This window comes from Nocardia sp. BSTN01 (assembly GCF_015354405.1).
Classification (GTDB): domain Bacteria; phylum Actinomycetota; class Actinomycetes; order Mycobacteriales; family Mycobacteriaceae; genus Nocardia.
Genome location: NZ_JADKYP010000073.1, coordinates 1 through 26,379, shown reverse-complemented (window position 1 = coordinate 26,379; position 26,379 = coordinate 1). Strand labels below are relative to the sequence as shown.

The 26,379-nt window shown below is 67.3% G+C and carries 25 protein-coding genes and 1 pseudogene; 15 read left to right on the top strand and 11 right to left on the bottom strand.

Annotated features, from left to right (window positions below; translation table 11 throughout):
- The 4 genes from IRT45_RS32790 to IRT45_RS32775 all read left to right on the top strand — a co-directional run.
- The coding region (locus tag IRT45_RS32790) for a hypothetical protein (protein WP_228535750.1) at positions 1-1,068 on the top strand (1,068 nt) is incomplete at its 5' end.
- A gap of 179 nt (positions 1,069-1,247) precedes the next feature.
- Positions 1,248-2,639: a S1 family peptidase gene (locus IRT45_RS32785; RefSeq protein WP_194809673.1), complete on the top strand. Its 1,392-nt coding sequence runs from the start codon at positions 1,248-1,250 to the stop codon at positions 2,637-2,639.
- A 166-nt stretch (positions 2,640-2,805) separates the two neighbouring features.
- Entirely contained in the window at positions 2,806-4,152 is a 1,347-nt protein-coding gene (locus IRT45_RS32780) for a S1 family peptidase (protein WP_194809672.1), read from the top strand.
- Positions 4,153-4,283: 131 nt separating this feature from the next.
- Entirely contained in the window at positions 4,284-5,147 is an 864-nt protein-coding gene (locus IRT45_RS32775; protein ID WP_194809671.1) for an NRDE family protein, read from the top strand.
- An 88-nt stretch (positions 5,148-5,235) separates the two neighbouring features.
- On the opposite strand, the gene IRT45_RS32770 is transcribed toward IRT45_RS32775, so the two are convergent.
- Positions 5,236-5,994 carry a hypothetical protein gene (locus tag IRT45_RS32770; RefSeq protein ID WP_223273269.1) on the bottom strand — a complete coding sequence of 253 codons (759 nt, stop codon included), beginning with the start codon at positions 5,992-5,994 and terminating at the stop codon, positions 5,236-5,238.
- Positions 5,995-6,542: 548 nt separating this feature from the next.
- Here IRT45_RS32770 and IRT45_RS32765 point away from each other — a divergent pair.
- Positions 6,543-9,809, top strand: a complete 3,267-nt coding sequence (locus IRT45_RS32765) for a (Fe-S)-binding protein (protein ID WP_194809670.1) — start codon at positions 6,543-6,545, stop codon at positions 9,807-9,809.
- A gap of 173 nt (positions 9,810-9,982) precedes the next feature.
- Here the strand turns inward: IRT45_RS32765 and IRT45_RS32760 are convergent, their stop codons facing one another.
- The 3 genes from IRT45_RS32760 to IRT45_RS32750 all read right to left on the bottom strand — a co-directional run bounded on the left by IRT45_RS32760 (position 9,983) and on the right by IRT45_RS32750 (position 12,167).
- Complete coding sequence (locus IRT45_RS32760) at positions 9,983-10,660, bottom strand: hypothetical protein (RefSeq protein WP_194809669.1); 678 nt, start codon at positions 10,658-10,660, stop codon at positions 9,983-9,985.
- Between the two features lie 232 nt (positions 10,661-10,892).
- Positions 10,893-11,561 (bottom strand): hypothetical protein, encoded by a 669-nt coding sequence (locus IRT45_RS32755; protein WP_194809668.1) that lies wholly within the window; start codon positions 11,559-11,561, stop codon positions 10,893-10,895.
- A gap of 156 nt (positions 11,562-11,717) precedes the next feature.
- A complete protein-coding gene (locus IRT45_RS32750; protein ID WP_194809667.1) occupies positions 11,718-12,167 on the bottom strand; it encodes a hypothetical protein in 450 nt (149 codons plus the stop codon).
- A 268-nt stretch (positions 12,168-12,435) separates the two neighbouring features.
- Here IRT45_RS32750 and IRT45_RS32745 point away from each other — a divergent pair, with 268 nt between their 5' ends.
- The 3 genes and pseudogenes from IRT45_RS32745 to IRT45_RS32735 all read left to right on the top strand — a co-directional run.
- Complete coding sequence (locus IRT45_RS32745; RefSeq protein ID WP_194809666.1) at positions 12,436-13,773, top strand: XRE family transcriptional regulator; 1,338 nt, start codon at positions 12,436-12,438, stop codon at positions 13,771-13,773.
- A 68-nt stretch (positions 13,774-13,841) separates the two neighbouring features.
- Positions 13,842-15,125, top strand: a complete 1,284-nt coding sequence (locus tag IRT45_RS32740; protein WP_051043403.1) for a pyridoxal phosphate-dependent aminotransferase — start codon at positions 13,842-13,844, stop codon at positions 15,123-15,125.
- Between the two features lie 450 nt (positions 15,126-15,575).
- Positions 15,576-16,799: pseudogene (locus tag IRT45_RS32735) on the top strand (YibE/F family protein); the annotation flags it as partial.
- A 596-nt stretch (positions 16,800-17,395) separates the two neighbouring features.
- On the opposite strand, the gene IRT45_RS32730 reads toward IRT45_RS32735, so the two are convergent.
- On the bottom strand, positions 17,396-18,592 hold the full coding sequence (locus IRT45_RS32730) for an MFS transporter (protein ID WP_228535748.1): 1,197 nt from the start codon (positions 18,590-18,592) through the stop codon (positions 17,396-17,398).
- Between the two features lie 76 nt (positions 18,593-18,668).
- Positions 18,669-19,259, bottom strand: coding sequence for a TetR/AcrR family transcriptional regulator (locus tag IRT45_RS32725; protein WP_194809665.1), 591 nt, complete (start codon positions 19,257-19,259; stop codon positions 18,669-18,671).
- A 68-nt stretch (positions 19,260-19,327) separates the two neighbouring features.
- Here IRT45_RS32725 and IRT45_RS32720 point away from each other — a divergent pair, with 68 nt between their 5' ends.
- Both IRT45_RS32720 and IRT45_RS32715 read left to right on the top strand, forming a co-directional pair.
- Complete coding sequence (locus IRT45_RS32720; RefSeq protein ID WP_194809664.1) at positions 19,328-20,167, top strand: SDR family NAD(P)-dependent oxidoreductase; 840 nt, start codon at positions 19,328-19,330, stop codon at positions 20,165-20,167.
- A 124-nt stretch (positions 20,168-20,291) separates the two neighbouring features.
- A complete protein-coding gene (locus IRT45_RS32715; protein ID WP_063011014.1) occupies positions 20,292-20,720 on the top strand; it encodes a hypothetical protein in 429 nt (142 codons plus the stop codon).
- A gap of 12 nt (positions 20,721-20,732) precedes the next feature.
- Here IRT45_RS32715 and IRT45_RS32710 read toward each other — a convergent pair whose 3' ends face one another.
- From IRT45_RS32710 to IRT45_RS32695, 4 genes are read right to left on the bottom strand one after another with little or no spacing between them, the layout of a single operon-like run.
- The gene (locus IRT45_RS32710; protein WP_228535746.1) at positions 20,733-21,035 is read right to left on the bottom strand and encodes a hypothetical protein; all 303 of its coding nucleotides are present in this window, start codon (positions 21,033-21,035) and stop codon (positions 20,733-20,735) included.
- Positions 21,035-21,286 (bottom strand): hypothetical protein, encoded by a 252-nt coding sequence (locus tag IRT45_RS32705; RefSeq protein WP_194809662.1) that lies wholly within the window; start codon positions 21,284-21,286, stop codon positions 21,035-21,037. Before IRT45_RS32705 ends, IRT45_RS32710 begins: the two co-directional genes overlap by 1 nt.
- Positions 21,283-21,504 (bottom strand): hypothetical protein, encoded by a 222-nt coding sequence (locus IRT45_RS32700; RefSeq protein ID WP_194809661.1) that lies wholly within the window; start codon positions 21,502-21,504, stop codon positions 21,283-21,285. The genes IRT45_RS32705 and IRT45_RS32700 overlap by 4 nt, the downstream gene beginning before the upstream one ends.
- A gap of 1 nt (position 21,505) precedes the next feature.
- Positions 21,506-21,937 (bottom strand): DNA-directed RNA polymerase subunit beta, encoded by a 432-nt coding sequence (locus tag IRT45_RS32695; RefSeq protein WP_194809660.1) that lies wholly within the window; start codon positions 21,935-21,937, stop codon positions 21,506-21,508.
- Positions 21,938-22,276: 339 nt separating this feature from the next.
- Between IRT45_RS32695 and IRT45_RS32690 the strand changes: the two genes are divergently transcribed.
- From IRT45_RS32690 to IRT45_RS32675, 4 genes are all read left to right on the top strand, one after another.
- Positions 22,277-23,161, top strand: coding sequence for a helix-turn-helix transcriptional regulator (locus IRT45_RS32690; protein ID WP_194809659.1), 885 nt, complete (start codon positions 22,277-22,279; stop codon positions 23,159-23,161).
- Positions 23,158-23,367, top strand: coding sequence for a DUF397 domain-containing protein (locus tag IRT45_RS32685; protein ID WP_194809658.1), 210 nt, complete (start codon positions 23,158-23,160; stop codon positions 23,365-23,367). Before IRT45_RS32690 ends, IRT45_RS32685 begins: the two co-directional genes overlap by 4 nt.
- Positions 23,368-23,625: 258 nt before the next feature.
- A complete protein-coding gene (locus tag IRT45_RS32680) occupies positions 23,626-24,603 on the top strand; it encodes an Rpn family recombination-promoting nuclease/putative transposase (protein WP_194809657.1) in 978 nt (325 codons plus the stop codon).
- A 164-nt stretch (positions 24,604-24,767) separates the two neighbouring features.
- Entirely contained in the window at positions 24,768-24,989 is a 222-nt protein-coding gene (locus IRT45_RS32675) for a hypothetical protein (RefSeq protein WP_194809656.1), read from the top strand.
- A 19-nt stretch (positions 24,990-25,008) separates the two neighbouring features.
- Here IRT45_RS32675 and IRT45_RS32670 read toward each other — a convergent pair whose 3' ends face one another.
- Complete coding sequence (locus IRT45_RS32670) at positions 25,009-25,701, bottom strand: metalloregulator ArsR/SmtB family transcription factor (RefSeq protein ID WP_194809655.1); 693 nt, start codon at positions 25,699-25,701, stop codon at positions 25,009-25,011.
- A 134-nt stretch (positions 25,702-25,835) separates the two neighbouring features.
- Between IRT45_RS32670 and IRT45_RS32665 the strand changes: the two genes are divergently transcribed.
- Positions 25,836-26,360 carry a DUF2231 domain-containing protein gene (locus IRT45_RS32665; RefSeq protein WP_194809654.1) on the top strand — a complete coding sequence of 175 codons (525 nt, stop codon included), beginning with the start codon at positions 25,836-25,838 and terminating at the stop codon, positions 26,358-26,360.
- The last annotated feature ends 19 nt before the right edge of the window (positions 26,361-26,379 follow it).

Sequence of the window (26,379 nt, the reverse complement as noted above, 5' to 3'; positions counted from 1 at the left end):
GACGAGACGCCCGAACCCCTGTACATCGCGCGCGAGTCGGTGCTGCACATGTCCGACGACGGCGACACCGCACTCGGCGGTGAGGCACCGCCCGGACATACCCACTCGATCACCGGATTCGTCCGCGCGGTCGGCGATCCCGCCGGTATCACCGTGGACGACGGGGAGGCCTACCGCGCCGAGGATCTGGTGGCGACCGCGATGTTCTGCCTGATCAACCTGACCGCCGAACATCTGAACGGCCCGGCCGAGTTCTATGCCACCCATCCCGGTGACTGGCCGGCCGAATATGTGCGCGGTTTGCGCGAGGCCCTCGACTACCTGGGTTTGCGTTCGGTGGTTCTGGTCAGCGAGGCCGATCTGCCCGCGGCCGGCGACAGCCGCGGACCCGCGCGCGACGCCGCGCGGGCGGCCCTGGCCGCCGTGCTCGCCACCCCGGCCGGAACCACTCCGCCCGATCCGGCCGGCACCGAGAACGCGCTGGTGGTCACCGATGTGCTGCCCGCGGTGCAGGCCTCCGACGGTACGGTTCAGGCGTATTCGGCGGCGATGCCCGCCGCCGAACCCGTCCCCGAGCCCGAACCCGCCGCCATGACCGTCGCGGCCACCGTGGCCGCCCCGGCGGAAGTGCCACCGGCCGAACCGAAGCGCAGTCGACGCACCCCGCTGCTCATCGCCGCGGCCGCGGCCACCGCCGGTCTCGTCCTCGGTGGCATCGCGGCGGCCCTGCTGCTGCACGACGACGCCACCACTCCGGTCCCCACGACCGGCGTTTCCGGCCGGGCGGACGCCCCCACGCTGCAGGTGACGACAACGGTGGCTCCACCCCCGCCGCCCCCCGTCGCGCCGGAACCCGCGCCGCAGGAGTACACCGAAACACCGGCGGAGACGACAACCACTCCGCCTCCGCCGCCGCCCACACCGACCGTGACTCCGACGCCGACCACGACGCCGGGGGCCACCACGTGGCAACGGCCCACGACCACCCCGCGCACCACCACGACCACGCCCAATGGTCTGGAACCGGTGCCGGGATTGCCGCTGCCTCCGGCCCTGCGGTTCTCCTAGTCCAACTCCGTGATGATTTCGTAGCGAAACTCACGCCGTTGTGCCCTAAAGTGATGCGCTGACCGGTCCTACCGGACTGTGCACCGGGCGGACGGTCTGCTTGATGGTCGAGGGCGTTGCCACCCAATGGTTTACCGCCCACGGGTGGCCGGCACGTATGTGCCTGACGAAGGGACTCCATGCGCAAGTTGGCGGCGCGTCGCGCCACGGTCGGACGCGCCTCGGTGGCACGCGCGTCAGTGAAAACTGCTGCTGTCGCCCTCGCTTCGACCCTCCTACTCGGCCCGTGGATCGCCACATCGCCCGCGCTCGCCGATCCGGCGCCCGACCGGTCGGCGGCCGACCAGCTGCCGCCGGAACTGGTGCAGGCCATCGGCCGCGATCTGAAGATGTCGCCGGCGGAGTATCTGGACCGCGCCGTCCGCGCTCAGCAGCTGCGCGACTACGCCCGCGACTTCCGGTCCTCACACCCGCAGGCCTTCGCCGGTGCCTGGCTCGGCGCCGACGGTAAGCCGGTGGTGGCGGTGACCTCGCTCGACGCCGCGCGCATCGCCAACTCCGCCGGATATCAGACTCGCCTGGCACCGATTTCGGCCGACAATCTGGAGAGCTCACTAGACCAGCTGGTCAAGTGGATCGGCGGGCTGCCGCGGGAACTGTCGGCCGGAATCAATTCGGTCGCCATCGATTTCCTGAACAGCCAGCTGGTGCTGAGCGTCGCGAACACCCCCGCCGGTCACCTGCTGAACCTTCCGACGCTGATCGCCAACGTCAAGGTCGTGCTCTCGCCCGACGGCGGCGGCCCGGTCGAGCACCGCCCGATGGCCGGTGACACCTACATCAGCGCGCCCACCTCCCTCGACGATTCCGCGCTGAAGTCGGTGGACGTCTGCTCCTTCGGCTTCAACAGCATCGACGCCGCCGGGAACGCGCTGAATATCAGTGCCGGACACTGCGATCCGAATGTGGGCAAGGGCGACTCCGAGGCCGGGGTCTACCTGCCGAACCTGCGCAATCTGAAGGCCAGCCCGCAATTCGGCACCTTCGTGAAGGCGCAGCTGGGCGGCAGCACCGGACTGGACTACTCGGTGATCAAGCTCAACGAGCGCGCGATCACCGCCGGGATGGACCAGCCCTCGGTGCGCGGCGCCAACGGCACCACCGTCACGCTGACCGGAATCGCCGAGCCGATCACCGGCGCCCCGATTTGCAAGTCGGGCCAATCGTCCACGTTCACCTGCGGATTCGTGGTCGCCGACCGGGTCGAGACGGCACTGTTCACCGCCGAGGGCGAATCCAAGACGGTGCGCGGCTTCGCCAGCTCGGCGTGCACCCTCGGTGGCGACAGCGGCGGCGCGATCGTCTCGGGCACGCTCGCACTGGGCATCACCAGCGGTTCCAACGCCGCCGACGCACCCGATTGCAAGGCCGCCAACATGGATCTGGCGCAGTACGGCGGCACCGCCACATTGGGCATCCCGATCCGGCAGATCCTCAGCGATATCGACGCCAATTCCGGTGGCGGCCTGGGCGCCGGCATCACCGTGCGTACTCGCCCGAACGCGGGCTGACGATCCTTATCCTCGCGCCGAGGGGCACGTTCGCACGCCGAACGTGCCCCTCGGCGCGATCCGGGCCCGGTGAACAGCGGGTATCGATTTCCGGTATGCCGGGTGTGAGTTCGGCCAAAGTCCGCGACAAGTAGGCATAGGCGCGCAAACCCCATATAGTCGCCTCATGCTCCTGCCACGCATCCGACTTTCGTCCGCCGCGGGACGCGTCCCGCGCACCCGCCTCCGCAGCGCGGCCGTCGCCGCCTCGGCGGCGGTTCTGGTTCTCGGGCCGCTCGCGGCGACCTCGTCCGCGGACCCCGCGCCCGCCCCGGCGCCCGCTCTGCCCGCCGAGCTGGCGGCGGCGGTACAGCGCGACCTGAAGATCTCGCCGGAGGAGTATCTGCACCGCGCCGATGTGGCGCAGCACGTGGCGGCATTCGCGGCGACCGCGCAGCGTCAGTTCCCGCAGGCGTTCGCGGGCGCGTGGCTCGACGACGCCGGTAAGCCCGTGGTGGCGCTGGCTCCGGGCCAGGGCCTCGACGACGCGAAGAAGGCCGCTCAGGACGCCGGATTCGGCGTGCGGGACGTGGCCAAGAGCCAGACCGTGCTGCGCAGCGAGAAGAACGCCTTCCAGCAGTGGTTGTCGGGCCAGCCCGAGGGTGTCGCTCAGGCCGTGCGCGGTGTCGTGATCGACACCGTCAACAACAGCATCGCGGTGCGCGTGGACAAGGCCGGCGTGCCGATGCCGGGCTTCGTCGACCCGGCGCACGTGATCGTGATGGCCGCTCCCCCGGTCGGCCCGCCGGAGTCGGACCCGCAGGTGAAGCCGATTGCCGGTGAGCAGCCCAACGCGCCCCGCGCGGGCGGCGACTCCTACGCGTCGGTGGCCGGCAAGATGCAGCTGGTCTGCTCCACCGGATTCAACGGTGAGGACCGCAACGGCAACCCGGTGAACATCACTGCGGGACACTGCGATCCGAACATCCCGGCCGCCGGCACCGCGAACGCGCCGGGCATGTTCGAACTGCTGCCGGGCAACCACATCGGCGCCCAGCTGGGCTCGTTCCAGAAGTCGATCCTGGGCAACCAGGACTACTCGATCGTCTCGATCGATGCCGGCAGCCGGGATCGCTTCGCCAACAACCTCGTTCGGGTGCCGGGCGCCGCGCCGATCGCGATCACCGGTGTGGCCGACCCCGTCGTCGGTGCCCCGGTCTGCAAGTCGGGTTCGCGCACCGGTTTCAGCTGTGGCGTGGTGAACGCGGTGGATCAGACCGTCCAGGTCGGTGACCGCGATCTGACCCAGTCGTTCTCGGCGAATATCTGTGCGCTGCCGGGTGATTCGGGCGGCCCGATCGTCACCGGCACCCTGGCCCTGGGCATCTCCAGCGCCTCCTCGGTGGCCGACTACCCGATCTGCGAGATCCCGAACCTGATCGGCGCCCTGACCGGTGATGCGCCGCAGCTGTTCGCGCAGCCGGTGAACCAGGTGCTCTCCGACAACCCGGGTCTGCGGGTTCGCACCAACTGAGCGCTTCGAGCATCGTCGAGGGCCCGGCAGAAATGCCGGGCCTTCGTCGTCTCCGCGGGAGCTCCCGAGGGCCCGCCCGCCGGCTGCCGTCCGCGATGTCGCGCTCACTCCGGCTGGTGCATGCTGGAGTTATGTGTCTGGTGTTGATCGGGTGGCGCGCGCATCCGGAGTATCGGCTGATCGTGGCGGCCAATCGGGACGAGTTCTACACGCGCCCAACCGAATCGATGCGGTGGTGGCCGGAGCGGCCGAATCTGCTGGCCGGACGTGATCTCGGAGCCCCGAACGGCGTGCCGGGCACCTGGCTGGGAATCGTCCCCGAGGCCGGTCGTTTCGCGACCGTCACCAATGTGCGTGGCCCGGCCGAGAAGCGCACCGATGCCCGCTCGCGCGGCGCTCTGCTGATGGATTATCTGACCGGCTCCGCGGCACCGGAGAAGTTCGTTCGCACCGCTGCGGCCGATCTGGACGACTACAACGGTTACAACCTGGTCGTCTCCGATCTGGAGACGCTGTGGTGGCACAGCAATCGGAGCACAGCCACTCCGCTGGCCCTCCCGCCCGGAGTGCACGGGCTGTCCAATGCCGCCCTGCTCGGCTCGGCCACACCCGGCTCCGAACGGCCGACGGGCATCGCGGGAGAGAGCGATGTGCGCACCGACACCGGTGCCACAGCGTGGCCGAAGGTGCGCGACGGCGTGCGCGCGCTGGCCGCGGTGGTCGGTTCGCCGGCGGTGGAGGACTACTTCGACGTCTTGGCCGACCGCACCATCGCACCCGATGCCGAACTACCGCACACCGGATTGTCGCCGGAGCAGGAACGCTCGGTATCGGCTCGCTTCGTCGCCAACGACTGGCACGGAACTCGCTGCAGCACAGTGCTCCTGGTCCGCGAGGACGGACGCTTCGAGATCGCCGAACGGTCTTTCGCCGAATTCGGGAAACCGCTCGGCGAGGTGAGTTACACGGGTCGGCTGCGGATGCGCGCGGCCTGACCGCCGCAACGACAACGGCCCGTCTTCGGTGAGGAAGACGGGCCGTACACGTCCCGGACCCGGCTTATCGCCGGCTCCGCGCCGAGAATTACTTGGCCTGCTGCGGCTGACCGCTGGCGGCCGCCATGGCCGCATCCGACCACTGGGTGCTGCCGTCGGCAGCCTGCATGGTGTTGACCAGCTCGACGCCCGCGGCGACGAGAGCAGGGCCACCCACCGCGACGGTGCCGACGATGCCGCCGACGCCCGCGCCGGTGACCAGACCCGGGATGCAGCCCGCGACGATCGTGACGACACAGCCGATCACGGCGCCGATGGCGGTGCCGACGAAGCCACCGATCGCGGTCGCGAGACCGAACTTGGTGGCGAAGTCACTCATCGCGCGCTGGTTCTCGATCGGCGAGGCGACGTCCTTGGCGACCAGAACCGGCTTATCGGCCTGGATCGGCGTCTGCTGGTCGGCCTTGGTGTCCGCGACCGCGGCCACGGGGGCGGCGGCAACCGGCTTGGTCAGGTCGACATTGCCCGGCTTGTCCGGCGTCAGCTCGAGCACCGTGCCGTTGTCCTTGAGCACCGGCTTGATCGGAATCTGAACGCCCGCGATCCGGTAGTCGATCGGCATCTCCAGGGCGACATTGCCGGCCTGATCCTTGATGTCGACGACCTGCTGCTTCTGATCGGGAGTCGCGCCGTGCTTCTCCACAAGCTCGAACGTGCCGTTCTTGAGCTTGGTGACGACCGTCTTGTCGACCAGTTTGGTGGAGTAGTCGATCCCCGGCTTCGCGTCGGCGGCCGGAGCCGGGGCTGGTGCAGGGTCGGCGTTGGCAGTTCCCAACGCCACGGTCATTGCGCCGATGACCATAGCGGCGACCGCAGTACCTCTGCGGAGCTTCATTCGGTTTCCAATCCGTCATCAGGGTTTGCCGCACGCAACTTCTCCGCGAGAGCCCACGCATCCATCAGGCCATCAATCCCGATTTCAAACCTGACGGACCTCCCCGAGCAGTGTGAAGGTGCACACAGCAAGCAGGACGCAGTGAGCTTAATCGAATACACCGACCGAAAGCGAGAATTGTTATGTGCCCTAACAATTAAGGACCGATTCGCCAACTGTTCGTCTTGCGGCGAGTAAGCCTGACCTGGCTCGAACACCGGATTTGCCGGGATTTACCGTGTCAGACGACCGCGACCACGCCAAAACCGCAGGCCAACACGTGAGAACGGTCACACCCTGAGTACGGTTGGACCCCGCAACCTGGGATAGACCACTCGCGCATCATACGATGGACAGATAAGTTACCGGCGGGTAACTTACCGCCCGTTACGATACGAGCAACCGACGGCGACCCCAGCCCGGTCGCCGGAATGCTCGTGGAACCGAAGGAAGGTCGCGACATGAATGCCCTGACAGTGACGCTGGGCACGATTGGAGCGCTGCTCAGCCTGGTGGCTTGGGCCGCGTTCGTCAGCGGCGCGTGGAAGATCATCAGCGCGATCCGGGTCGGTCAGCCCGCGCCAGATCGCTGGCGGCCGTTCTTCCCGCGCTTCAAGCAGATGCTGGTCGAGTTCATCGCGCATACGCGCATGAACAAGTTCCGGACCGTCGGCTGGGCGCACTGGCTGGTGATGATCGGCTTCCTCGCCGGTATGCAGTTCTGGTTCGAGGCCTACGGTCAGACGTTCAAGCCGACCTTCGCCTGGCCGTTCATCGGCAATACCTGGTGGTTCCACCTGGGCGACGAACTTCTCGGCATCGCGACCGTCGTGGGCATCGTGGCGCTGATCATCATTCGCCAGCTCAATCACCCGCGGGTGCCGCAGCGCCTGTCGCGGTTCAGCGGCTCCAAGTTCGCGCCGGCCTACGTCATCGAGGCCATCGTGATCATGGAGGGCCTCGGCATGGTCATGGTGAAGGCCGGTGTGCTGGCACTCGAGGGCGAGTACCACTGGACCGACTTCCTGACCGGACCGATCTCGACCCTGCTGCCTGCCAACGTGACGATGGTGTCGATCTTCGCCTTCGTCAAGCTGGTCTCGGGTATGGCCTTCCTGTACTTCGTCGGCCGCAATATCACCTGGGGTGTGGCCTGGCACCGGCTGTCGGCCTTCTTCAACATCTACTTCAAGCGTGAGGACGACGGTGGCGTCGCCCTGGGTGCGGCCAAGCCGATGATGTCCAAGGGCCGCGCCCTGGATATGGAGAACGTCGACCCCGATACCGACACCCTGGGCGCCGGACGGATCGAGGACTTCTCCTGGAAGGGCTGGCTGGACTTCACCACCTGCACCGAATGTGGTCGCTGCCAGAGCCAGTGCCCGGCCTGGAACACCGGTAAGCCGCTCTCGCCGAAGCTGCTGATCATGTCCCTGCGCGACCACGGTGCCGCCAAGGCTCCGTACCTGCTCGCCGGTGGCCGCAAGGATATGGGTGGCGACGAGGTCGGCCTGGTCGACGCCGAGGGCAAGCCGAACGAGGCCGCGCTGGCGAAGATCTCCGAGGCGGCCAAGGCCGAGGCCGAGCGTCCGCTGGTCGGCGGCGAGGATGTCAACGGCATCATCGACCCCGAGGTGCTGTGGTCCTGCACCACCTGTGGCGCCTGTGTCGAGCAGTGCCCGGTGGATATCGAGCACGTCGACCACATCATCGATATGCGCCGCTACCAGGTTCTGATCGAATCGGAATTCCCCTCCGAGCTGGCCGGCCTGTTCAAGAACCTCGAGAACAAGGGCAATCCCTGGGGTCAGAACGCCAAGGATCGCCTGAACTGGATGTCGGAGCTGGACTTCGATATTCCGGTATTCGGTCAGGACGCCGAGAGTTTCGACGGGTACGAATATCTGTTCTGGGTCGGCTGTGCCGGTGCCTACGAGGACCGCGCCAAGAAGACCACCAAGGCCGTCGCGGAACTGCTCGCCACCGCCGGCGTGAAATTCATGGTGCTGGGTGCGGAGGAAACCTGCACCGGTGACTCGGCTCGCCGCGCGGGTAACGAATTCCTGTTCCAGCAGTTGGCGATGCAGAACATCGAAACGCTGAATTCCGTCTTCGAGGGCGTGGAGCCGTCGAAGAAGAAGATCGTCGTCACCTGTGCGCACTGCTTCAACGCGCTCAACAACGAGTACCCGCAGGTGGGCGGCACCTACGAGGTCGTGCACCACACCCAGTTGCTCAACCGGCTGGTGCGGCAGCGCAAGCTCGTTCAGGTGAAGCCGGTGTCGGAGAAGGTCACCTACCACGACCCCTGCTACCTGGGCCGGCACAACAAGATCTACAACGCGCCCCGTGAGCTGATGGCCGCCTCGGGCGCGACGGTCACCGAGATGCCGCGTCACGGCGAGCGGTCGATGTGCTGTGGCGCCGGTGGTGCCCGCATGTGGATGGAGGAACAGCTCGGTAAGCGAGTCAACCTCGACCGGACCGACGAGGCACTGGCCACCCTGGACGGCGGCAACTCGCCGTCGCTGATCGCCACCGGCTGCCCCTTCTGCCGTGTGATGCTCACCGACGGTGTGACCGCGCGCAAGGATTCCGGCGAGGTCGGCCAGGGCGTCGAGGTCGTGGACGTCGCGCAGTTGATGCTGCAGTCGATCGACCGGGTCGAGCCGGCGGCACTGTCGGAGAACCTGAAGGTGATCCAGCAGCCCAAGGCTTCCGAACCGGTCGCCGAGACCGCGGCACCGGCCGCCGAAGCGGCAGCAGCACCGACGGCCGAGCCCGAGGCCGAGGCCCCCGCCGAGGAGGCCGCACCGGCCGCCGGTAAGGGTCTGGCGATGAAGGGCGGCGGTAAGGCGCCCGGCGGTGGCGGTCTGGCCATGAAGGGTGGCGGTAAGGCACCCGGCGGCAAGGGCCTGGCCATGAAGGGTGCCGCGAAAGCACCGGGTGCCAAGGCGACTCCGGAGCCGCAGGTCGCCGAGGCGAGCGCGGAAGCCCCCGCGGAGGCTCCGGCCGCCAAGCCGGGCGGCCTGGCCATGAAGGGCGCCGCCAAGGCACCCGGCGGCAAGGGACTGGCCATGAAGGGCGCGGCGAAAGCACCGGGCGCCAAGGCGACTCCGAATCCCGCCGACACCCCCGCGGCCGAAGCTCCGGCAGCCGAGAGCACCGAGGCGCCGGCCGCGCCGACCGCCAAGCCGGGCGGCCTGGCCATGAAGGGCGCCGCCAAGGCACCGGGCGGCAAGGGTCTCGCCATGAAGGGCAAGGCCAAGGCTCCGGGCGCCAAGCCCGCGAGCGAAGCCTCGGCGGAGGTCGCCGAGGCGCCCGCCGCCGAGGCCACGCCTGCGGAGGCTCCTGCGGAAACCGCCACATCCACCGGCCCCACGGAGACCAAACCGACGGTGGCGCCGAAGGGTCTGGCGATGAAGTCCGGCTTCAAGCGCCCCGGCCCCAAGGCCCCGGGTGCGGCGAAGCCCGCGGCCGAATCCGCCCCGGCGGCAACGGAATCGGGTAACGGTGCGGCCCCGGCCGACGAGGCCGGTAGCGAAGCAGTCGAGCCCGAGGTTCCGGCAACCGAGTCGGCTTCCGCATCGGAGGCACCGAAGTCGACCCCGGCGGCCGCCACCGAGTCCGCCGGCGGCGGCAACGGTGAGGTCCAGCCCCCGGCCGCCAAGCCGGGCGGCCTGGGCTTCAAGTCCGGAGCGAAGGCCCCGGGCAGCCGCAAGAAGTAAGTTCGCCACACCACGTAGGGGCGCTGCCGACATCGGCGGCGCCCCTACGTCGTTTCCCTGTTCCCTGCCGACGCCGGCAATCGGTTCGAGACGTCGTCGGTTTGCGGCGGGTTCACCTGTCACGCCGAAGGCCGGCCGCTGCTCGAGCGACCGGCCTTCGATGGCGTAACTCCCTAGTTGCCTGCGGAGTCCTTGGCCCACTTGGTGGTTCCGGGGGCGGCCTGCAGGGTGTTGATCAGGTCGAATCCCGCGATCCCGAGGGCGGGGCCACCGACGGCGATGGTGCCGAGGATGCCGCCGACCCCGGCTCCGGCGACCGCGGCGGGGATGCAACCGACGCCGAGCAGCGGCAGGCCCAGGATGCAGCCGGTGATGCCGCCGACCACGACGCCGATCGCGGTGCCGACGAACCCGCCCACGGCCGTGGCGATTCCGAACTGGCTGGAGAAATCGTTCATCGCGCGCTGGTTCTCGAGCGGCGACGCGATCGGCTGGACGGCGACCGGATGGTCGGTGGTCATCGTCTTCTGCGGCGTCAGTTCGAGGACGGTGCCGTCGTTCTTCACCACCGGCTTCACCGGAACGGCGACGTCGTCGACCCGCACGTCGGTGGGCAGCGAGACCACGGTGGCACCGTGGGAATCGGTGATGGCGTACGACTTTTCGTCCTGCGCGAGCCGGAAGGTCCCCCCTTGCAAGGTCGTGACGACCGTCTTGTCCACGAGTTTGACCGAGTACCTGATCCCGGTCTGCTCCGGCGTGGGAGCCGGGGCGGCGTGGGCGGTGGTCAGCCCGGCGGTCAGTGCGCCGATCGTGAGCGCGGAGGCCGCGGTGAGGCTGCGGAGATTCATCGATACTTCCATTCCGTCATCGAATCTCGGCGCCCGCCCCCTCGACGAGCGCCGTCACACCTGCGGGTTTGCGGTGACTTCGCTTGGAGCTCAGCGCTTTCGGCCACGCAGGTGGGTCGATGCTACGCGCAACCCCACCGGGGAAGGAGCCCCCAGTCCTGGGGGCTCTCACAATGCACGGTGTGGCGAATCGGGTTGCGGCACAGCCGGTCCGCGATCCGCCGGAGCGGACCTACTTGTCGTCGGCCCATTTCGTCGTGCCCGGCGCGGCCGACAGCGTGCCGATCATGTCGAACCCGGTGATTGCCAGCGCGGGTCCGCCGATCGCGATCGTGCCGAGGATACCGCCGATGCCGGCCCCCGCGACCGCGGCCGGAATGCAGCCGACGCCCAGCAGCGGCAAGCCCAGAATGCAGCCGGTGACACCGCCGACGATGGCGCCGACCGCGGTACCCAGGAAGGTGCCGACGGCGGTTGCGACGCCGAAGTTGGTTTCGAAATCGTTCATCGCGCGGTGGTTTTCCATCGGCGAGGCGATCGGCTGGACGGTGACCGGCTTGTCGACGGTGACGGTGCGCTGCGGCGTCAACTCGAGGACGGTCCCGTCGTTGCGGACCACCGGTTTCACCGGCACCTCGGTCCCGGCGACGCGCACTTCGGTCGGGAGTGAGACGACGGTGGCGCCGTGGGGATCGGTGATCGCGTAGGACTTGCCGTCCGCGGCGATGCGGAAGGTGCCGCCCTGCAGGGTGGTCACCACGGTCTTGTCGACGAGTTTCATGGAGTACTTGATCGCCGCCGGTTGAGGCGCGGCGGCCGGTTCGGCGTGCGCGGCAACGGTTCCGGCGGTGACGGCGCCGACGACCAGTGCGGATATCGCGGTAAGGCGCTGGAGCTTCATCCGGCAATCTTAAACGTCTTCATGTCACAAAAGTGCCAAATCTGAAGAAGGTACGTTCCGGATCTGATTTTCGCACCCGTGTTCCGAATCCGGGTCCGCCCCCGACAGTTGACGAGGCGGACCCGGATCGGCAGCGGCGAGAACCGGTCTGCGGGTTCAGTCCTCGCCGCCTCTTCCCACCGCCAGCGCCGTCGTGACGACTATCGAAAGGGGTGGAAGTTCCAGGCCGGACCCCGGCGCCACGATCCAGTGGCAGCCCTCGCGGGTCCATCGGCCCAGGCTGGTGGGCATCATGATCTCGCCGCCGACGGCCGGGATGCCGATATCGAGACGCTGCAGAATGTCGGCGACCTGCCCGCCGGGCCGGCTGTCGGGGAACACGAGGAAGCTCCAGCGCACGCGCCGGGCCAGTACCGGCCCGCATCCGCCGTGCTCGGTCAGGGATCGGCACACCGCTTCGGCGCGGTCGGCCGGCAGATGCACGACACCCACGGCGCCGGTCACCGGCAGCGTGACGAATCCACCACGCTGGATACATGTCAGACCGGCGTGATGCCGATAGAACATCACCCAGTCGTCGGCGGTTCTGAGCTTCTCGACGTTCACAGTTTCCCGACCTTCACGGCGACTCCCTCGATATCTTCAAGGCTCCCGCCACTGCGACGTCCCCGAAACGCCCCCACACGCGCTCTGCACTGCCCTTTCACTGCCCAAACCGCCGGGACCAGCCAATTCCCGTGTACCAGCTCGATTTCGGATGTGGCCGTGGTCACCGTCCGCTCGTACTCTGGAGACGAGTTCGCGCGGAAGGGAAGACATCGTGGTCCGGCAATGGTCAGGTAAGGAAGCCCGTGCCCTCCGCGATGCCAAACGCATGAGCATCAGGGAGTTCGCGGCCCATCTGGGAGTTCACGAACGCCTGGTGTCGAAATGGGAGGCCGGCGGTGCCCGGGTGCATCCGCGCCCGGTCAACCAGGCCGCGCTGGACACTTCACTCGCCAGGTCCGACGAAGTCGTGCGGGCACGGTTCGCGGCCATGATCGATCAGCCCGTCATCGATCGGCCGGGACCGGAATTCGAGGTGCGTCAGGGCCATTCGGCGCACAGCAAGTATTCGAGCGACGCGGAACTTTTGGCACTCGTAGACGCCGGTGCGATGAGAGGTGATGCGTTAGCCGAGATTTCGGAGAGGGATCTGATCATGGCGGCTGCCCACGAAGCCAGCGAGCACGCCGGTCGCGCCGAGGCGAGTAATGTCGGCGCCTCCGCGCTGGAACAACTCGACGCCGATGCCACCCGCATCGCCAGGGAGTACGTCCACGTGCCGCCGGTTCCGATGATGGTGGAGATGCTGCGGGTGCGCCGGCGGGTGTACCGGTTGCTCGAGGGCCACCAGAAGCCCGCGGACACAAGCCATTTGTATCTGCTGGCCGGCACGCTGTCGGGTCTGCTGGCCAACGCCAGTACCGATCTCGGACATCTCGACGCCGCCGGGGAACAGGCCCGCGCGGCCTGGGCGTACGCGGAACTGTGCGGCCACAACGGATTACGCGCGTGGACGCGCGGCATGCAGGCGCTGATCGAATACTGGTCCGAACGGCCGCGCCGGGCGGTGGCGCTGGCGCAGAACGGTCAGCAGTACGCGGATTCGGTGACCGCGAAGGTCCGGCTGCACAACATCGAGGCGCGGATCTGGTCCAAACTGGGTAGCGCCGCCGACGCCGAACGCTGCATCCGCGCCGCCGAGGCCGCGCGCACGGGCACCGGCACCGACGAACTGCATGACGAAACCGGCGGCGTCTTCGGTTTCCCGGAGGCCAAGAGCCACTACTACGCGGGCGCCACGTACATCCACCTCGGCCAGGCCGAGCCGGCGCTGGCCGAAACCCGCCGCACCATCGAGTTGTACAGCGGCGGCCCGCGCGAACAGCGGTCCTACGGTGCCGAGGCGCTGGCCCGGGTCGACAACGCGGCGGCCCAGTTGATCAACGGCAGTCTCGACGGCGCCGGAGACGCCCTGAGTCCGGTACTCGAACTCTCCGAGGACCGCCGCATCGCGCAACTCGAGGAACGGCTCACCGGATTGCGCCGCCGCATCGCGACCCCGCGTTTCCGCGACGCGGTCGAGGCGCGCCGCCTGGACGAACGGATCGAGGAGTTCTGCGGCACCACGGTCGCCACGGGGATGCTGCCGGCCAATCCGTCCACCTGAGCGGCGGCCCCACGGCGCCCGATGTGACCGGCACAACGCCGATGTGGCGCGGTGGCGATGCCTCGGATATGGAGTTGCGGGGCGGTGGCACCATTGAACAGGTGAGCCCTACCAGTCATTCACCGCATCAGCCGCCCCGGGTTCTGGAGCAGTCCCTGAAGCTCCAGAACGTTCTCTACGAAATCCGTGGGCCGGTGCACGCACATGCGGCACGACTGGAGGCCGAGGGCCATCGCATCCTGAAGCTGAACATCGGCAATCCGGCGCCGTTCGGTTTCGACGCGCCCGATGTGATCATGCGCGACATGATCGCCGCGCTGCCGTACGCGCAGGGCTACTCCGAATCCAAGGGCATCCTGCCCGCGCGCCGCGCGATCGTGACCCGGTACGAGCTGGTCCCCGGCTTCCCCGAGTTCGATGTGGACGACGTCTATCTGGGCAACGGCGTCTCCGAACTGATCACGATGACGATGCAGGCCCTGCTGAACAGTGGCGACGAGGTTCTCATCCCCGCCCCGGACTATCCGCTGTGGACCGCCATGACCAGCCTGGCCGGCGGCACCGCCGTGCATTACCTGTGCGACGAATCCAACGGCTGGCAGCCGGACGTGGCCGATATCGAATCCAAGATCACCGACAAGACCAAGGCCCTGCTGGTGATCAACCCGAACAATCCGACCGGAGCGGTGTACTCGTCGGAGGTGTTGCAGCAGCTGGTCGACCTCGCTCGCAAGCATCAGCTGCTGCTGCTCGCCGACGAGATCTACGACAAGATCCTCTACGACGACACCAAGCACATCTCGCTCGCGAGCCTGGCTCCCGACCTGCTGTGTCTCACCTTCAACGGCCTCTCGAAGGCCTATCGCGTGGCCGGATACCGGTCCGGCTGGCTGGTCATCACCGGTCCGAAGGAGCACGCGGCCGGATTCCTCGAGGGCATCGACCTGCTGGCCTCCACCCGGTTGTGCCCGAACGTGCCCGCTCAGCACGCGATTCAGGTGGCGCTGGGCGGCTACCAGAGCATCGAGGATCTGATCCTGCCCGGCGGGCGGCTGCTCGAGCAGCGCGATGTGGCCTGGGAGAAGCTCAATATGATCCCCGGCGTCTCGTGCGTGAAGCCGAAGGGCGCGCTGTACGCGTTCCCGCGGCTGGATCCCGAGGTTCACGAGATCCACGACGACGGCAAACTGGTGCTCGACCTGCTGCTCCAGGAGAAGATCCTGATGGTGCAGGGCACCGGTTTCAACTGGCCGCAGCACGATCATCTGCGCATCGTCACGCTACCGTGGGCCCGCGATCTGGCCGTGGCGATCGAGCGCTTCGGCAACTTCCTCTCCAGCTACCGCCAGTAGTCGGGGCGAGGACGAGCCAAAACAAACCGGGAGTTTGGAAAAGTAGGTTTTTGAAGACTTCACTGGCGCAAACTTCGAACTTTTGTGTACAGTAGTCCTCGGCACTCACAGTGCCCGGCCGAGCCGCCTACCCCCCCTGGGCCGCTCGGCCCTGGATTCGACCGCCTACCCCCCTGGGCCGTCGGATCCCTTTCGGGCGGCGGAGACATCCCCCTGCTCTCCGCCGCCCGCACTCCCCCGCTGTCCCGCCTCTCCGGGTATTTTGGCCAGATTCTGGTGCGGGGTTCTTTGCGTTGGCGAGTAACGGCCGCCGAGTTTGGTTCTGTTAGCCCGTGCCCGGTGAGTTACCCATGTTCTTGCGTGATCAGGTGTGCGGTTTGAATACGGCCAAAGCACGCAGAGACGTGGTACAGGCTGCTGTTGAAAATACTTTCCTTTAGGCTCGCTGCGGTGAGCGAGCATCATCATCACCATCATGACCATTCCGGGCCTATTGCTATCGGGGCTACGGCGGCTCGGGTGGTGGTGGGGGTGCTCACCGCGATCGGGGTGATCGTCGTGATCGCCATGATCTGGTTGTGGCCCAGTCGGCAGCATGTGGATATTCCGTTGCCGATGCAGAACGGCGGCGGCGGGGCGGTGCAAACCGAGGCCGGCACCGTGGCGATGCAGGATATGGGGCCGTGCGGTAGTCCGTCGAACGGGCGCGCCTTTCCCGATACTCCGCAACCGCCGCCGACGAATTCCTATACCTGCCAGCGCAGTCTGGTCTCGATCGATTCGGGACCGAACAAAGGCAGCCGGACGCTGCTCGAAATCGCGCCCGGACCGGGGCAACCGGATTTGCATGCGGGAGACCACATCCGGCTGGTTCGGCAGGACGATCCGAGCGGCACCACCATCTATTCCTTCGACGACTTTTCGCGCGGAATGCCGCTGTTGCTGATCACGCTCGTCTTCGTGGCGGTGATCGTGGTGGTGGCGCGGTGGCGCGGCTTGCGCGCGGTGCTCGGCCTGGTGTTCGCATTCGGGGTGCTGGTCGTATTCCTGCTGCCCGCCCTGCTCGACGGGAAGCCGGCGCTGCCGGTCGCCCTCGTATCAGGGGCGCTGATTCTCTACGCGGTCCTGTATCTGGCGCACGGCGTCAATCTGCGGACCAGTTCGGCGTTGCTGGGCACGCTCAGCGCGATGGTGCTGGCGGCGGTGCTGTCCTGGGTCGCGCTGGAGGTGACTCATCTGACCGGTCTGTCGGAGGAGCAGAACACCAACGTCGCCACCTATATCCAGCACGTCAGCATTACCGGCCTCTTGCTCGCGGGCTTCATCATCGGCTCGCTCGGTGTGCTCAACGACGTCACCATCACCCAGGCCTCGGCCGCGTTCGAACTCGCCGCACTCGACGAAGAGGCGACGCGGCGTGAGATTTTCGCGGCCGCCATGCGCGTCGGCCGCGACCACATCGCCAGTACGGTCTACACGCTGGTCCTCGCCTACGCCGGCGGCGCGCTGCCGCTCCTGCTGATGTTCTCCGTCGCCGGTCGCTCCATTCGCGACGTGCTGACCGGTGACGCGGTGGCCATCGAGATCACCCGTTCCGCGGTCGGTGGCATCTGCCTGGCGCTGTCGGTTCCCTTGACCACCGCCATCGCGGTCATGCTGGCCCGCCCGTTCGGCCGGCGCGCCGACTTCGACGACTACGAGCCCGAACCCGCACCCCGCCGAGCCCCCGTGCCCGCGGGCCGCCGCCGGGCGGAGAGCGCCGCCGAAACCACCGGCAGTCATCGCCGAGTCGCCGCGCGCGGCGAGACCGCGGGAAGCCGCCGGCGCGCGGAGGGCCGGGAGAACAGGGCCGGTCACGACCACAGCGACCACCGCGGTGGAACCGATACGGGCAGTCATCGCCGCGTCGAAGGAGGTCCGGGCGGGCCACCTACCCGTCGACGCACTGCCCCTTCGCCCGATGCGACCGGAGGCCAACGCCGCGTCGACGACCGCCGCGCCGACACCGGCGGCCACCGGCGCATCGACGATCGCCGGACCGATACGGGCAGTCACCGGCGCATCGACGATCGCCGGGCCGACACCGGCAGCCACCGCCGCATCGACGGCCGAACCGGAGAGCCGACCGGCGGCCACCGGCGCGTCCCGTCCGGCCGCCCCCACGACGAGCCCCGGCCGAGCTGGCCCACCCGTCCGCCGCGACCGGACGCGGAACGCCACCCCCAGAACGACCCGCAACCACGCAACCGATCAGCTTGGCCCACAACAGGTTACGAGGAATGATCGAGTGATCCGCCGGCGGTCATCACTCCCGCCACCACGATCGCGAGGGCCGCGATCACCGCGGTGGTGGCCCAGCCGAACGAGCTCACCGCGGCCGCGCCGAAGGCGGTGCCGGCGCTGCCCCCGACGAAGTACACGACCATGTAGGCGCTGTTGAACCGGGCTGGTGAGCCCGGGTCGATGGCCAGCACCGTGCTCTGATTGGCGACCTGCGCCGCGAACAGGCCCGCGTCGAACAGACCGAGGCAGACGAGGGCGATCACCGTATTCGACACGGCCACAGCAAGTGTCACGGCGGCGGTGCCGGCGACGACGAGTCCCACCAGGATCACGCGACGCGCCCCGGCCCGATCCGTCCACGCCCCCGCGATGCGGGTCGCGGCGACGCCGGCCAGTCCGGCGAACGCGTACAAGCCGATTCGCTCGGACGGATAGGAGAACGGCGGCTGCGACAAGGCCGCCGCGAGCCCGGCCCACACCGTACAGAAAGCGAAGAACCACAACGCGCCGCGTCCGGCCGCCGAGCGCAGCAACGGATATCGGGTGAACAGTCCCGGCAGCCCGCGCAGCATCGTCAGGTAGCCGGAGGCCACCGTGGGGGTCGCGGCCGGCAGCACGAATCGGGTGGCCACCGCGAGTGCCACACAGGCCGCCGCGAAGACGAGCAGCATGCCCCGCCAGCCGATGAGGTCGGTGAGCCAACCGCCGACGATTCGTCCGGCCAGTATTCCGGCCGATATCCCGGCCGTTACCGTCCCCAGCACCGTCGCGCGCCGGCTCGGTTCCGCGAAACGTCCTGCCACGGAGCTCATCTGGGCGCCCACCGAGGATGCCGCACCGATCAGCCCGATCACCGGGCCGAGCATCCACACCGCCCCCACCGCGGCGCCGGTCGCCGATGCCGCGGCCAGCGCGGCGAACTGCAGTGAAACCACCGTCCGGGGTGGGTGTCGGTCCACCAGCGGAACCAGGAGTGCGAGCCCGAGCAGATAGCCGACCGGCCCGCACGCCAGCGCGATCCCCATTTCCGCGACCGATGCGTGCAGCGAGCCCGCCACCGCCGCGATACCCGGCTGCAGCACGTACATGGTGGCGGTGCCGAGTCCCGCCCCCACCGCCATGAGTCCGACGACGGTCGTGCGCAGCACCGGGTCACGGGTATCGATCAGCAGGTCGTTGTTCATGCCCACGACGCTAGGAACCGCTCCCGATGGGTGCTGGCGCCAATCGGACGCCAACGTCGGCCTCCTCCATGGTCGTTCAGTCCGGCAGCAGGCCCATCGCAGTGAGGATTCGGTCCGCGTAGCCGGAATCGATGGTCTCTCCGCTGACCAGTAACCGGTAGTAGAGGGCGCCGTAGATCAGATCGATGGCGGTGTCCGGGTCGAGGCCGGCGGGAAGGCGGCCGGCGGATCGGGCGTCGGCGAGGAGTTCGCCCACCTCGGCCCGCCGCCCTGCGATGAACCGATCCCGCAGCGCCGCAGCCAATTCCGGGTCGTGTTGCGCCGCGGCGACCAGGGCCACGAAGGGGCGCCGGGCGTCGGTATCGCTCATCAGCGTCGCCACCCGGCGGACCGTGGTGCGCAGCCGGGTCAGGGCATCGCCTTCCGCGGGGACGCTCATCCGGTCCGCGAAAGCGTCGGTGAACGCATCCATCAGAACGGCCGCCTTGGTGGGCCACCAGCGGTAGATGGTGTTCTTGCTGACGCCCGCATGAGTGGCGATCTCGTCCATACTCAGCCCCGGCAGTCCGCGGTCGGTCAGCAGGTCGCGGGCCGCAGCGAGCACCGCGCGCCTCGAACGCTCACTGCGCGGCCGCCCCGGACCGCGCGACTGTGTCATCTCGACCATGGCGTAAGTCTACCGTTTTGGATACGATACGAGCAGTATCCTAATTAGTCGCAGATGAGAGGCATACGATGGCGACAGACAAGGTGTGGGTAATCACGGGCGCCTCCTCCGGATTCGGATTCGCACTGACTCGCGCGGTCTCGTCCGCCGGCGGCCGGGTCGCCGCGACGGCCCGCGATCCCGAGCGCGCACAGGCTCTGCGGGAGCTGGCGGCCGAGCATCCCGAACGAATCCTGGTCGCCCCGCTGGACGTCACCGACGCCGAGCAGTCCCGGGAGGCGATCGCGCGGGCGACGCGGGCCTTCGGACGGATCGATGTCGTGGTGAACAACGCCGGTTACGGGGTTTTCGGTGCGCTGGAGGAGATTCCGGACAGTGAAGTGCGGGCCGTATTCGAGACCAACGTCTTCGGATCGCTCAACGTCGTGCGCGCCGCGCTGCCGGTCTTGCGCGAGCAACGCAGCGGCCACCTCGTGCAGATGTCGTCGGTGGCCGGTGTCGCCGCGCCGTCGCCGGGGCTGGGCCTGTATGCCGCAACGAAATTCGCGGTCGAAGGTATGAACGAAGGACTGCTCCGGGAGGTCGCCCATCTCGGTATCGGTGTGACCATCATCGAGCCCGGCATGTTCGGCACCGGTTTCGTCGCGTCGCTGGGGATTACACCCGTCACCCAACCGGACTACGACGACAGCGTCCGAGCGACCTACGACCGTTTGTCCACCCTGGATCCCAGTGTCTACGGCGATCCGGACGACGCCGCGCGCCAGATCATCGCGGCGGTCGAATCCCCCACGCCTCCACTGCGATTGCCGATCGGCCGGGACGCGATCACCGCGATCCGCGCCAAACTGACCGGGGAACTCGCCGCCCTGGACGCATCGGCCAGCGCCACGGCGAGTGTCGGGTAGCTGCCGGATCGCGGCATGTCGCGCCGGGCCGGAATCCGGGGTGGCAGGCGCGCGGGAATGCCGCTAAGGTCGTTGCGTTCCACCGGCACGGTGCGGGTGGAGTTCTTCAACGGGGGTGGGCCGCATGGCATTCCGTAAATCGACGATTCAGAAGCAGCTGGCCGAGAAGCTGGCCGAATTCGCCCCTCCGGGTGAGCAGATGCAGCTGGCCTTCCAGGCGATCACCGGCCCGAGCCCGTGGGTGGACGATCTGCCCTACGTGCGGTTCGCGATGCTGTTCGTGCGCAAGTACTACTTCGTGGTGCTGACCAATACATCGGTCGTCATCGTCGAGGCGAACAAGTGGACGGGCCGGCCCGCGAGCCTGGTCTGCGCCGAGCATTTCAGCACGGCCATGTTCACGGAAATGAAGATCAACCCGCTCTGGTCGAAGGTGTACTACCGGATGCCGCACACCGGAGCTCCCGAGCGCCTCAACGTGCATCGCCGCTGGCGCGAGGAGCTCGACGCGCTGGTGTCGCGACTCCCGCAGTTGGCGAATCTGGCTGCCTGAGAACAGGCGGGTTCATCGCCGCTTTCGCGAATCGGATTGCAGCGGAATGACCTTCGCGCCCTCGCCGGCGGTTGTGGCGGTGTCCGAATCCGTAGCGGTACGTCCGTGCTCCCCGGGTCCCACTCCTCGCGTCCAGAACGGGACGACGTGCGGGTTGTGACTCGGGGCGATGGTCGTGACCACGTACTCCGCTTCGCGCAGCGGATAGGGCCCCCACACGCCGCTCGGGCACGCCCCCGCATGGGTATCGCAGGAGGCGCCGGTGGTGACGATTGCCCAGTGCGAGAACAACTCTCGATTGCCGCGCTCCGTCATCATCGACTCCGTCCGGGCTCGTCGCGCACCACGCGGGCGGCGAGGTAGTGATCCCAGAATTCGCGGCGAACCACATCCCACAGGTCCCCCAGATCCGGACGCAGCTCCCGCGCGGCGGCGAGATCGGTGCCAGGCGGGAAAGAATCCTCGGTATCGCCGAATGCGCCACGTACGTCGATAATTTCGATGCCATCGCGTCCGTGCCGCCACGTCGCGCGCAGCCCGCGCACTTCGGTGATGCGGGTCGTCATCCGGCACCGCACCGATCCCGGCACCACCGCAACCCGAGTTCTTCCAGCTCCAGGCGCTCCCTGATGTGCTGAACATCCACCGGCAGCGGAATGGTGTCGGATTGCCTGGCCGGCAACGGCATCCGACGCGGGCACGATTCCGGGAGCCTCGCGCCGACCGCAGCGCGCACCAGGCAGATGGTGCCGAAGCACAACCCGACCACGAGTATCAGGTTCATGTCACCGGACCCTCTGTGCCGCAACGCATTCTCGAACCGCAGTCAGCACATCACCCGCCAGCGGGCGGTAATCACCGACGGGCGCATCGGTCCACAACCGATACACATCCGACTGCAGAAATCCCGGAGAGGGAAGCGCGATCTCGGCATTGACACCGGCGATGTCGACGTAATGCCGAAACATCTCGGCGTGCAGCAACGGATCTGTCAGATCGGCATCGGCGGGAAGCGTGAGAAAGGTCCACCGCATCGAACGCGGATGAGCGATGATCGGCCCCGCCGACCCGGATTTGTCGACCAGCCGCCCCCGCACCCGCGCCCCGAGCGCACTCGGCATCGTCAAGGCGGCCAACGTCTTTCCCGCCCGGACGACCAGCCGCCCCGACCCCGGATGCACCTCGGCATCCAACCCGAACGCGCGCCGGTAGATCATCGCCCAAGCCTCCGGGGCGCCCCCGCCGCCCGCAAACACATCTCCAAGTACTCGATCCATCGCTCCCTCGATTCGATCGGCAGCACACGACCGACCTCGATCGCGTCGTAACGTGTTGTACTCCAGTGGCTTTCACCCGTCGGACAACCGCTCCCCACAGCAGGACCACGCCTCCGGTGGCGGGCATCGCGGCTGCCTCCCCTCGGTACCAGTGCATCACCACCAGGGCGAAATGGCACTGTCAGAACGGCATCTGCCAAAAAGCTGGGTGAAATCCCAGCACTGCTGTCATGCTGGCAGTCGACTTCTGCCAATTTCTGGTACTGCCAAGGGGGCTGTGTGGCCGACGAACGCGCATCATTGCCGCGACGACAGCTGGGGCGCTTCGTTCGCCGCCAGCGCGAAGAGAACACCTCACTGACGCAAGAAGCTGTGGCGAAAGCCATGCAGTGGAGTCACAGCAAGTACGCACGGCTCGAACGGGGCGAACCGGGCAAGGTTCTCGACCGCGATCTCGTCGAACTCGGCAAGATTCTCGAGATTCCCGAGAACCAGGTCGGCGCCATGATCGAACTGGCGCGTCAGGTAGCCGAAAAGACCTGGTACAACTCGTTCAACGATCTCATTCGAGCGAACTTCGACGTGTACATGCGGTTGGAGACAGACGCGCACTCCATGGAAATCTGGCGACCGGACATCGTCCCCGGCTTGTTTCAGACGGCCGACTACGCCGGCGCACTCAACCGCATCTACTTCCCGAAGGAGTCCGAGGAGGAACACGCGCGCCGTATCCAACTGAAGTTGCAGCGCCAGAACATACTTACTCGCAAGAAGGCTCCAGTCGTCGTTGATCTCGTGCTTCACGAGTCTGTTCTTCACACGGTTGTGGGGAATCATTCCGTCACAGCAAGCCAGCTGAGGCACCTAGCCGATATCAGCACCAAACCGAACGTCACCGTCCGTGTTATGCCTTACGCGGCCGGCTTTCCGCTCGGCACACCGGTAGGGCCGTTCGCCATTCTCGACTTCGAAGCCAACTCCCACGGCGTAGCCGAACCGACAGTCGTGTACGTCGAGAACTACACCGGTGACATGTACCTTGAGGAAGACGTGGACGTCCAGCGGTATCGCAGGGCATCCGCGACCATCCAGCACACAGCGCTGGATGCCGTGGCCAGCAGGACGCTGCTACGGCGAGCAGCACGGAAGGACGCAACCAAGTGAGCAATGACCGTCTGGCGGAGGCACAGTGGTTCAAGAGCACGCACAGTTCCGGTAATTCGGAGTGCGTCGAGGTCGCCTTCCTCGACCACGGCATGGTCGGCGTCCGCGACAGCAAGAACCCCTCCGGCCCGGCATTGATCTTCACCCCCGGCGAATGGAATGCCTTCGTCGGCGGCGCGAAGGGTGGCGCATTCGATCAAGCGTAAGCGTCGTCATGCATACAGCGACCCCGTTCCGACGGGGTCGCTGATCCATTTCAGCGCGAACCCAACTGGCGCTGAAGGCTTTCGTCCGGCGCCTACCCCAGCGGCCGACTCACTCCCCGAAAACGTCCTCCGCGGTTTCGACACTGAAACTTGTTCTTCTACAACGTGTTTCGCCCGGACGCATGTCAAGCCGATCGGGCGCATGGTCTATATCCGAAGCACCTCCGGCTGTCATAGCCTCGGGGTAGCTTCGCGTCCATGCCCGCCAACCCGTCGAATCCGCACGACGCCTACTTCCGGCGCGTATTGAGCCGCCCAGCCGATGCCGCGTGTGAACTCCGCGCGGCGCTCCCGCCGGCCGTCACCGACCGGATCGACTGGGACACATTACGTTTGCAGTCCGGCAGCTTCGTCTCCGCAGATCTGCGCTCCCGCTACAGCGACCTGCTCTACCGCACTCGCCTCGACGGCCATACCGCCTACATCTACTTGCTGATCGAACACCAAAGCCGCAGCGACCATTTCATGGCCCTGCGCATCGTGGAATACCTGGTCGGTATTTGGAATCAGCACCGTAGCCAGCATCCGGAGGCGCGCACCCTGCCCGCAGTGATCCCGCTGGTCGTCCACAGTAATCACACCGGCCGACCCTGGAAGGCCCCGACCGAAGTGGCCGATCTCATCGACCTCGACCCATCCGCCCGAGAAGCACTACAGCCTCATCTGCCCCGGCTTCGGTTCCTGCTCGACGACGTGGCAGCACTGGACCTGCCCGCCCTTCTCCGACGGGATCTCACACCCGCCACCCGAGTGATGCTGGCCCTGCACAAAATGGCACCGAACAACATCGACCTCGGCACCGATATAATTTCACTGATCGACGACCTGCGGGCACTGCTGTTCGGCCCCGAGGGGAAGGCACAGTTCCAGGCCGTCATCGCCTACGTGATGACCGTCAGCGACATCTCGGAAGTTGATCTGCTCCCGTTGGTCGATCAGCTCGGACCGCCAGCCAAGGAGGCAATCGTGACCACTGCCGAACGGCTCCGCGCCGAAGGCGAAGCACGCGGGGAAGCGCGCGGGCGCGCCGAAGCACTGATCGAGTTGCTCACCCTCAAATTCGCCCCCCTACCCGCGGACGTCACCAAGACCGTCCACGCGGGCACTCCCGAGCAAGTACGCACCTGGACAGCGCGCGTCCTCACCGCGACCACACTGGACGAAATCTTCACCTGAGCCGGCCTCACGGAACGCTCCATGTCCGGGCTGCTCTGTTCGGCCCCGAGGGGAAGGCACAGTTCCAGGCCGTCATCGCCTACGTGATGACCGTCAGCGACATCTCGGAAGTTGATCTGCTCCCGTTGGTCGATCAGCTCGGACCGCCAGCCAAGGAGGCAATCGTGACCACTGCCGAACGGCTCCGCGCCGAAGGAGAAGCTCGCGGGCGCGCCGAAGGAGAAGCACGCGGACGCGCCGAAGCGCTGATCGAACTGCTCACCGTGAGATTCAACCCACTGCCGACCCACATCATCGAGACCGTCTACGCGGGCACCCCCGAGCAAGTACGCACCTGGACAGCACGCATCCTCACCGCGACCACACTGGACGAAATATTCACCTGATCCCGCCGCCGCCCACCCCCTACTGTGCAGGGCGGAGTTCCACGCAGCATTCGCCGGCGGTCGGCGCCAGCACCGCTTCCAGCGTCTCGGCTTTCAGGCCCGACAGCACTCCGCCTAGATAGGCGTGGTTGAGGCCGCAGACCAGGCCGGGGGCTTGGGTGGAGAGGGGGTGGAAGGGGCAGTTGCGCAGGCGTAGGCAGTTCATCGGGTCGCGGCTGGGTTCGAAGCCCTGCTCGGACAGGATGCCCTGCACCACCGTGAGGGCGCGCTCGACGCCGAGGCGGCCGGGGCGTAAACGCTCGCGGGCGTTGTGGCCCAGGGTGTTTCCGCGTTCGGCCGCGACTCGTTCGGCGGCGTCGCGGGCCGTTTCGCCGACGCTCTCGGCCAGCACCGCATCCATCAGGATTTCGGCCAGCACTTCGTGGCGGCGGTCGGGGATGTTCACTCGCACCTCGGCGTCGGTGGGCTCGTACACCTTGGGGGTGCGGCCGACGCGGCGCAGGCCGCTGGTCTGTTCGTAGCGTGCCTGGAGGAGTCCGGCGGCGACGAGTTTGTCCAGATGGAAGGCGGCCAGTTTCCGGGAGATGCCGACCTGTTCGGCCGCTTCGTCACGAGTCACCGGCCGCCGGGCGGCGCGAATGAATCTGTACATGCCGCGCCGCAGTTCGTCGTCGAGCACCGCGACCGCACCGATCGCCGAATCGCTGGTCATCCGACCACAATAACGCCTAATCCCATGGGTCGAAAGATCGATCAGACCGATTCACGGGCGTTGTATTGACCACAGATACAGTTTCGCCAATACTTATTGGCGAAACTGAACCTCGACCGACGGAGGGTGGAGTCATGGCGGACGATGTCGTGGCCACTGATTTGGAGCAGGCCAAACAACCCGTCAGTGCCGCACTGGCCGGGCCGTACGGACATCCGTTCCACCCGATCCTGGTGACGGTGCCGATCGGGGCGTGGGTCGCGAGCCTCGTCTTCGACATCGGATCCCACATCGTCGACGACCCACAGTTCCTCGCCCGCGGGGCCGAGTGGCTGGTGGCGATCGGCGTGCTCGGAGCACTGGCCGCGGCCGCGGTCGGCTTTCTGGACCTGTTCGCCATCCCGTCCGGCACGCCCGTATTCCGCACCGGACTGACGCATATGAGCCTGAATCTGGTCATCACCATCGCCTATGCACTGAACTTCTGGTGGCGAACCGCGGCCGGCACCGATCGCGCGACACCCGTCGGGCCCCTGGTCTTGTCGATCGCCTCCCTGCTCGTGCTGGGCATATCCGGATATCTCGGCGGCAAACTCGCCTACCGCTACGGCGTGCGAGTCGCCGGCGAAACCACCCAGGCCACCGGCTACCGCCGTTGACCTTCCCTTCTCACATTCG

What these genes read in the sequence shown, in the direction of transcription:
- IRT45_RS32785 (WP_194809673.1), top strand. Translation starts at nt 1,248, where the DNA reads ATGCGCAAGTTGGCGGCGCGTCGCGCCACGGTCGGACGCGCCTCGGTG.
- IRT45_RS32780 (WP_194809672.1), top strand. Translation starts at nt 2,806, where the DNA reads ATGCTCCTGCCACGCATCCGACTTTCGTCCGCCGCGGGACGCGTCCCG.
- IRT45_RS32775 (WP_194809671.1), top strand. Translation starts at nt 4,284, where the DNA reads ATGTGTCTGGTGTTGATCGGGTGGCGCGCGCATCCGGAGTATCGGCTG.
- IRT45_RS32770 (WP_223273269.1), bottom strand. Translation starts at nt 5,994, where the DNA reads ATGACCGTGGCGTTGGGAACTGCCAACGCCGACCCTGCACCAGCCCCG.
- IRT45_RS32765 (WP_194809670.1), top strand. Translation starts at nt 6,543, where the DNA reads ATGAATGCCCTGACAGTGACGCTGGGCACGATTGGAGCGCTGCTCAGC.
- IRT45_RS32760 (WP_194809669.1), bottom strand. Translation starts at nt 10,660, where the DNA reads ATGAATCTCCGCAGCCTCACCGCGGCCTCCGCGCTCACGATCGGCGCA.
- IRT45_RS32755 (WP_194809668.1), bottom strand. Translation starts at nt 11,561, where the DNA reads ATGAAGCTCCAGCGCCTTACCGCGATATCCGCACTGGTCGTCGGCGCC.
- IRT45_RS32745 (WP_194809666.1), top strand. Translation starts at nt 12,436, where the DNA reads ATGAGCATCAGGGAGTTCGCGGCCCATCTGGGAGTTCACGAACGCCTG.
- IRT45_RS32740 (WP_051043403.1), top strand. Translation starts at nt 13,842, where the DNA reads ATGGAGTTGCGGGGCGGTGGCACCATTGAACAGGTGAGCCCTACCAGT.
- IRT45_RS32730 (WP_228535748.1), bottom strand. Translation starts at nt 18,592, where the DNA reads ATGAACAACGACCTGCTGATCGATACCCGTGACCCGGTGCTGCGCACG.
- IRT45_RS32725 (WP_194809665.1), bottom strand. Translation starts at nt 19,259, where the DNA reads ATGGTCGAGATGACACAGTCGCGCGGTCCGGGGCGGCCGCGCAGTGAG.
- IRT45_RS32720 (WP_194809664.1), top strand. Translation starts at nt 19,328, where the DNA reads ATGGCGACAGACAAGGTGTGGGTAATCACGGGCGCCTCCTCCGGATTC.
- IRT45_RS32715 (WP_063011014.1), top strand. Translation starts at nt 20,292, where the DNA reads ATGGCATTCCGTAAATCGACGATTCAGAAGCAGCTGGCCGAGAAGCTG.
- IRT45_RS32710 (WP_228535746.1), bottom strand. Translation starts at nt 21,035, where the DNA reads ATGACGGAGCGCGGCAATCGAGAGTTGTTCTCGCACTGGGCAATCGTC.
- IRT45_RS32705 (WP_194809662.1), bottom strand. Translation starts at nt 21,286, where the DNA reads ATGACGACCCGCATCACCGAAGTGCGCGGGCTGCGCGCGACGTGGCGG.
- IRT45_RS32700 (WP_194809661.1), bottom strand. Translation starts at nt 21,504, where the DNA reads ATGAACCTGATACTCGTGGTCGGGTTGTGCTTCGGCACCATCTGCCTG.
- IRT45_RS32695 (WP_194809660.1), bottom strand. Translation starts at nt 21,937, where the DNA reads ATGATCTACCGGCGCGCGTTCGGGTTGGATGCCGAGGTGCATCCGGGG.
- IRT45_RS32680 (WP_194809657.1), top strand. Translation starts at nt 23,626, where the DNA reads ATGCCCGCCAACCCGTCGAATCCGCACGACGCCTACTTCCGGCGCGTA.
- IRT45_RS32670 (WP_194809655.1), bottom strand. Translation starts at nt 25,701, where the DNA reads ATGACCAGCGATTCGGCGATCGGTGCGGTCGCGGTGCTCGACGACGAA.
- IRT45_RS32665 (WP_194809654.1), top strand. Translation starts at nt 25,836, where the DNA reads ATGGCGGACGATGTCGTGGCCACTGATTTGGAGCAGGCCAAACAACCC.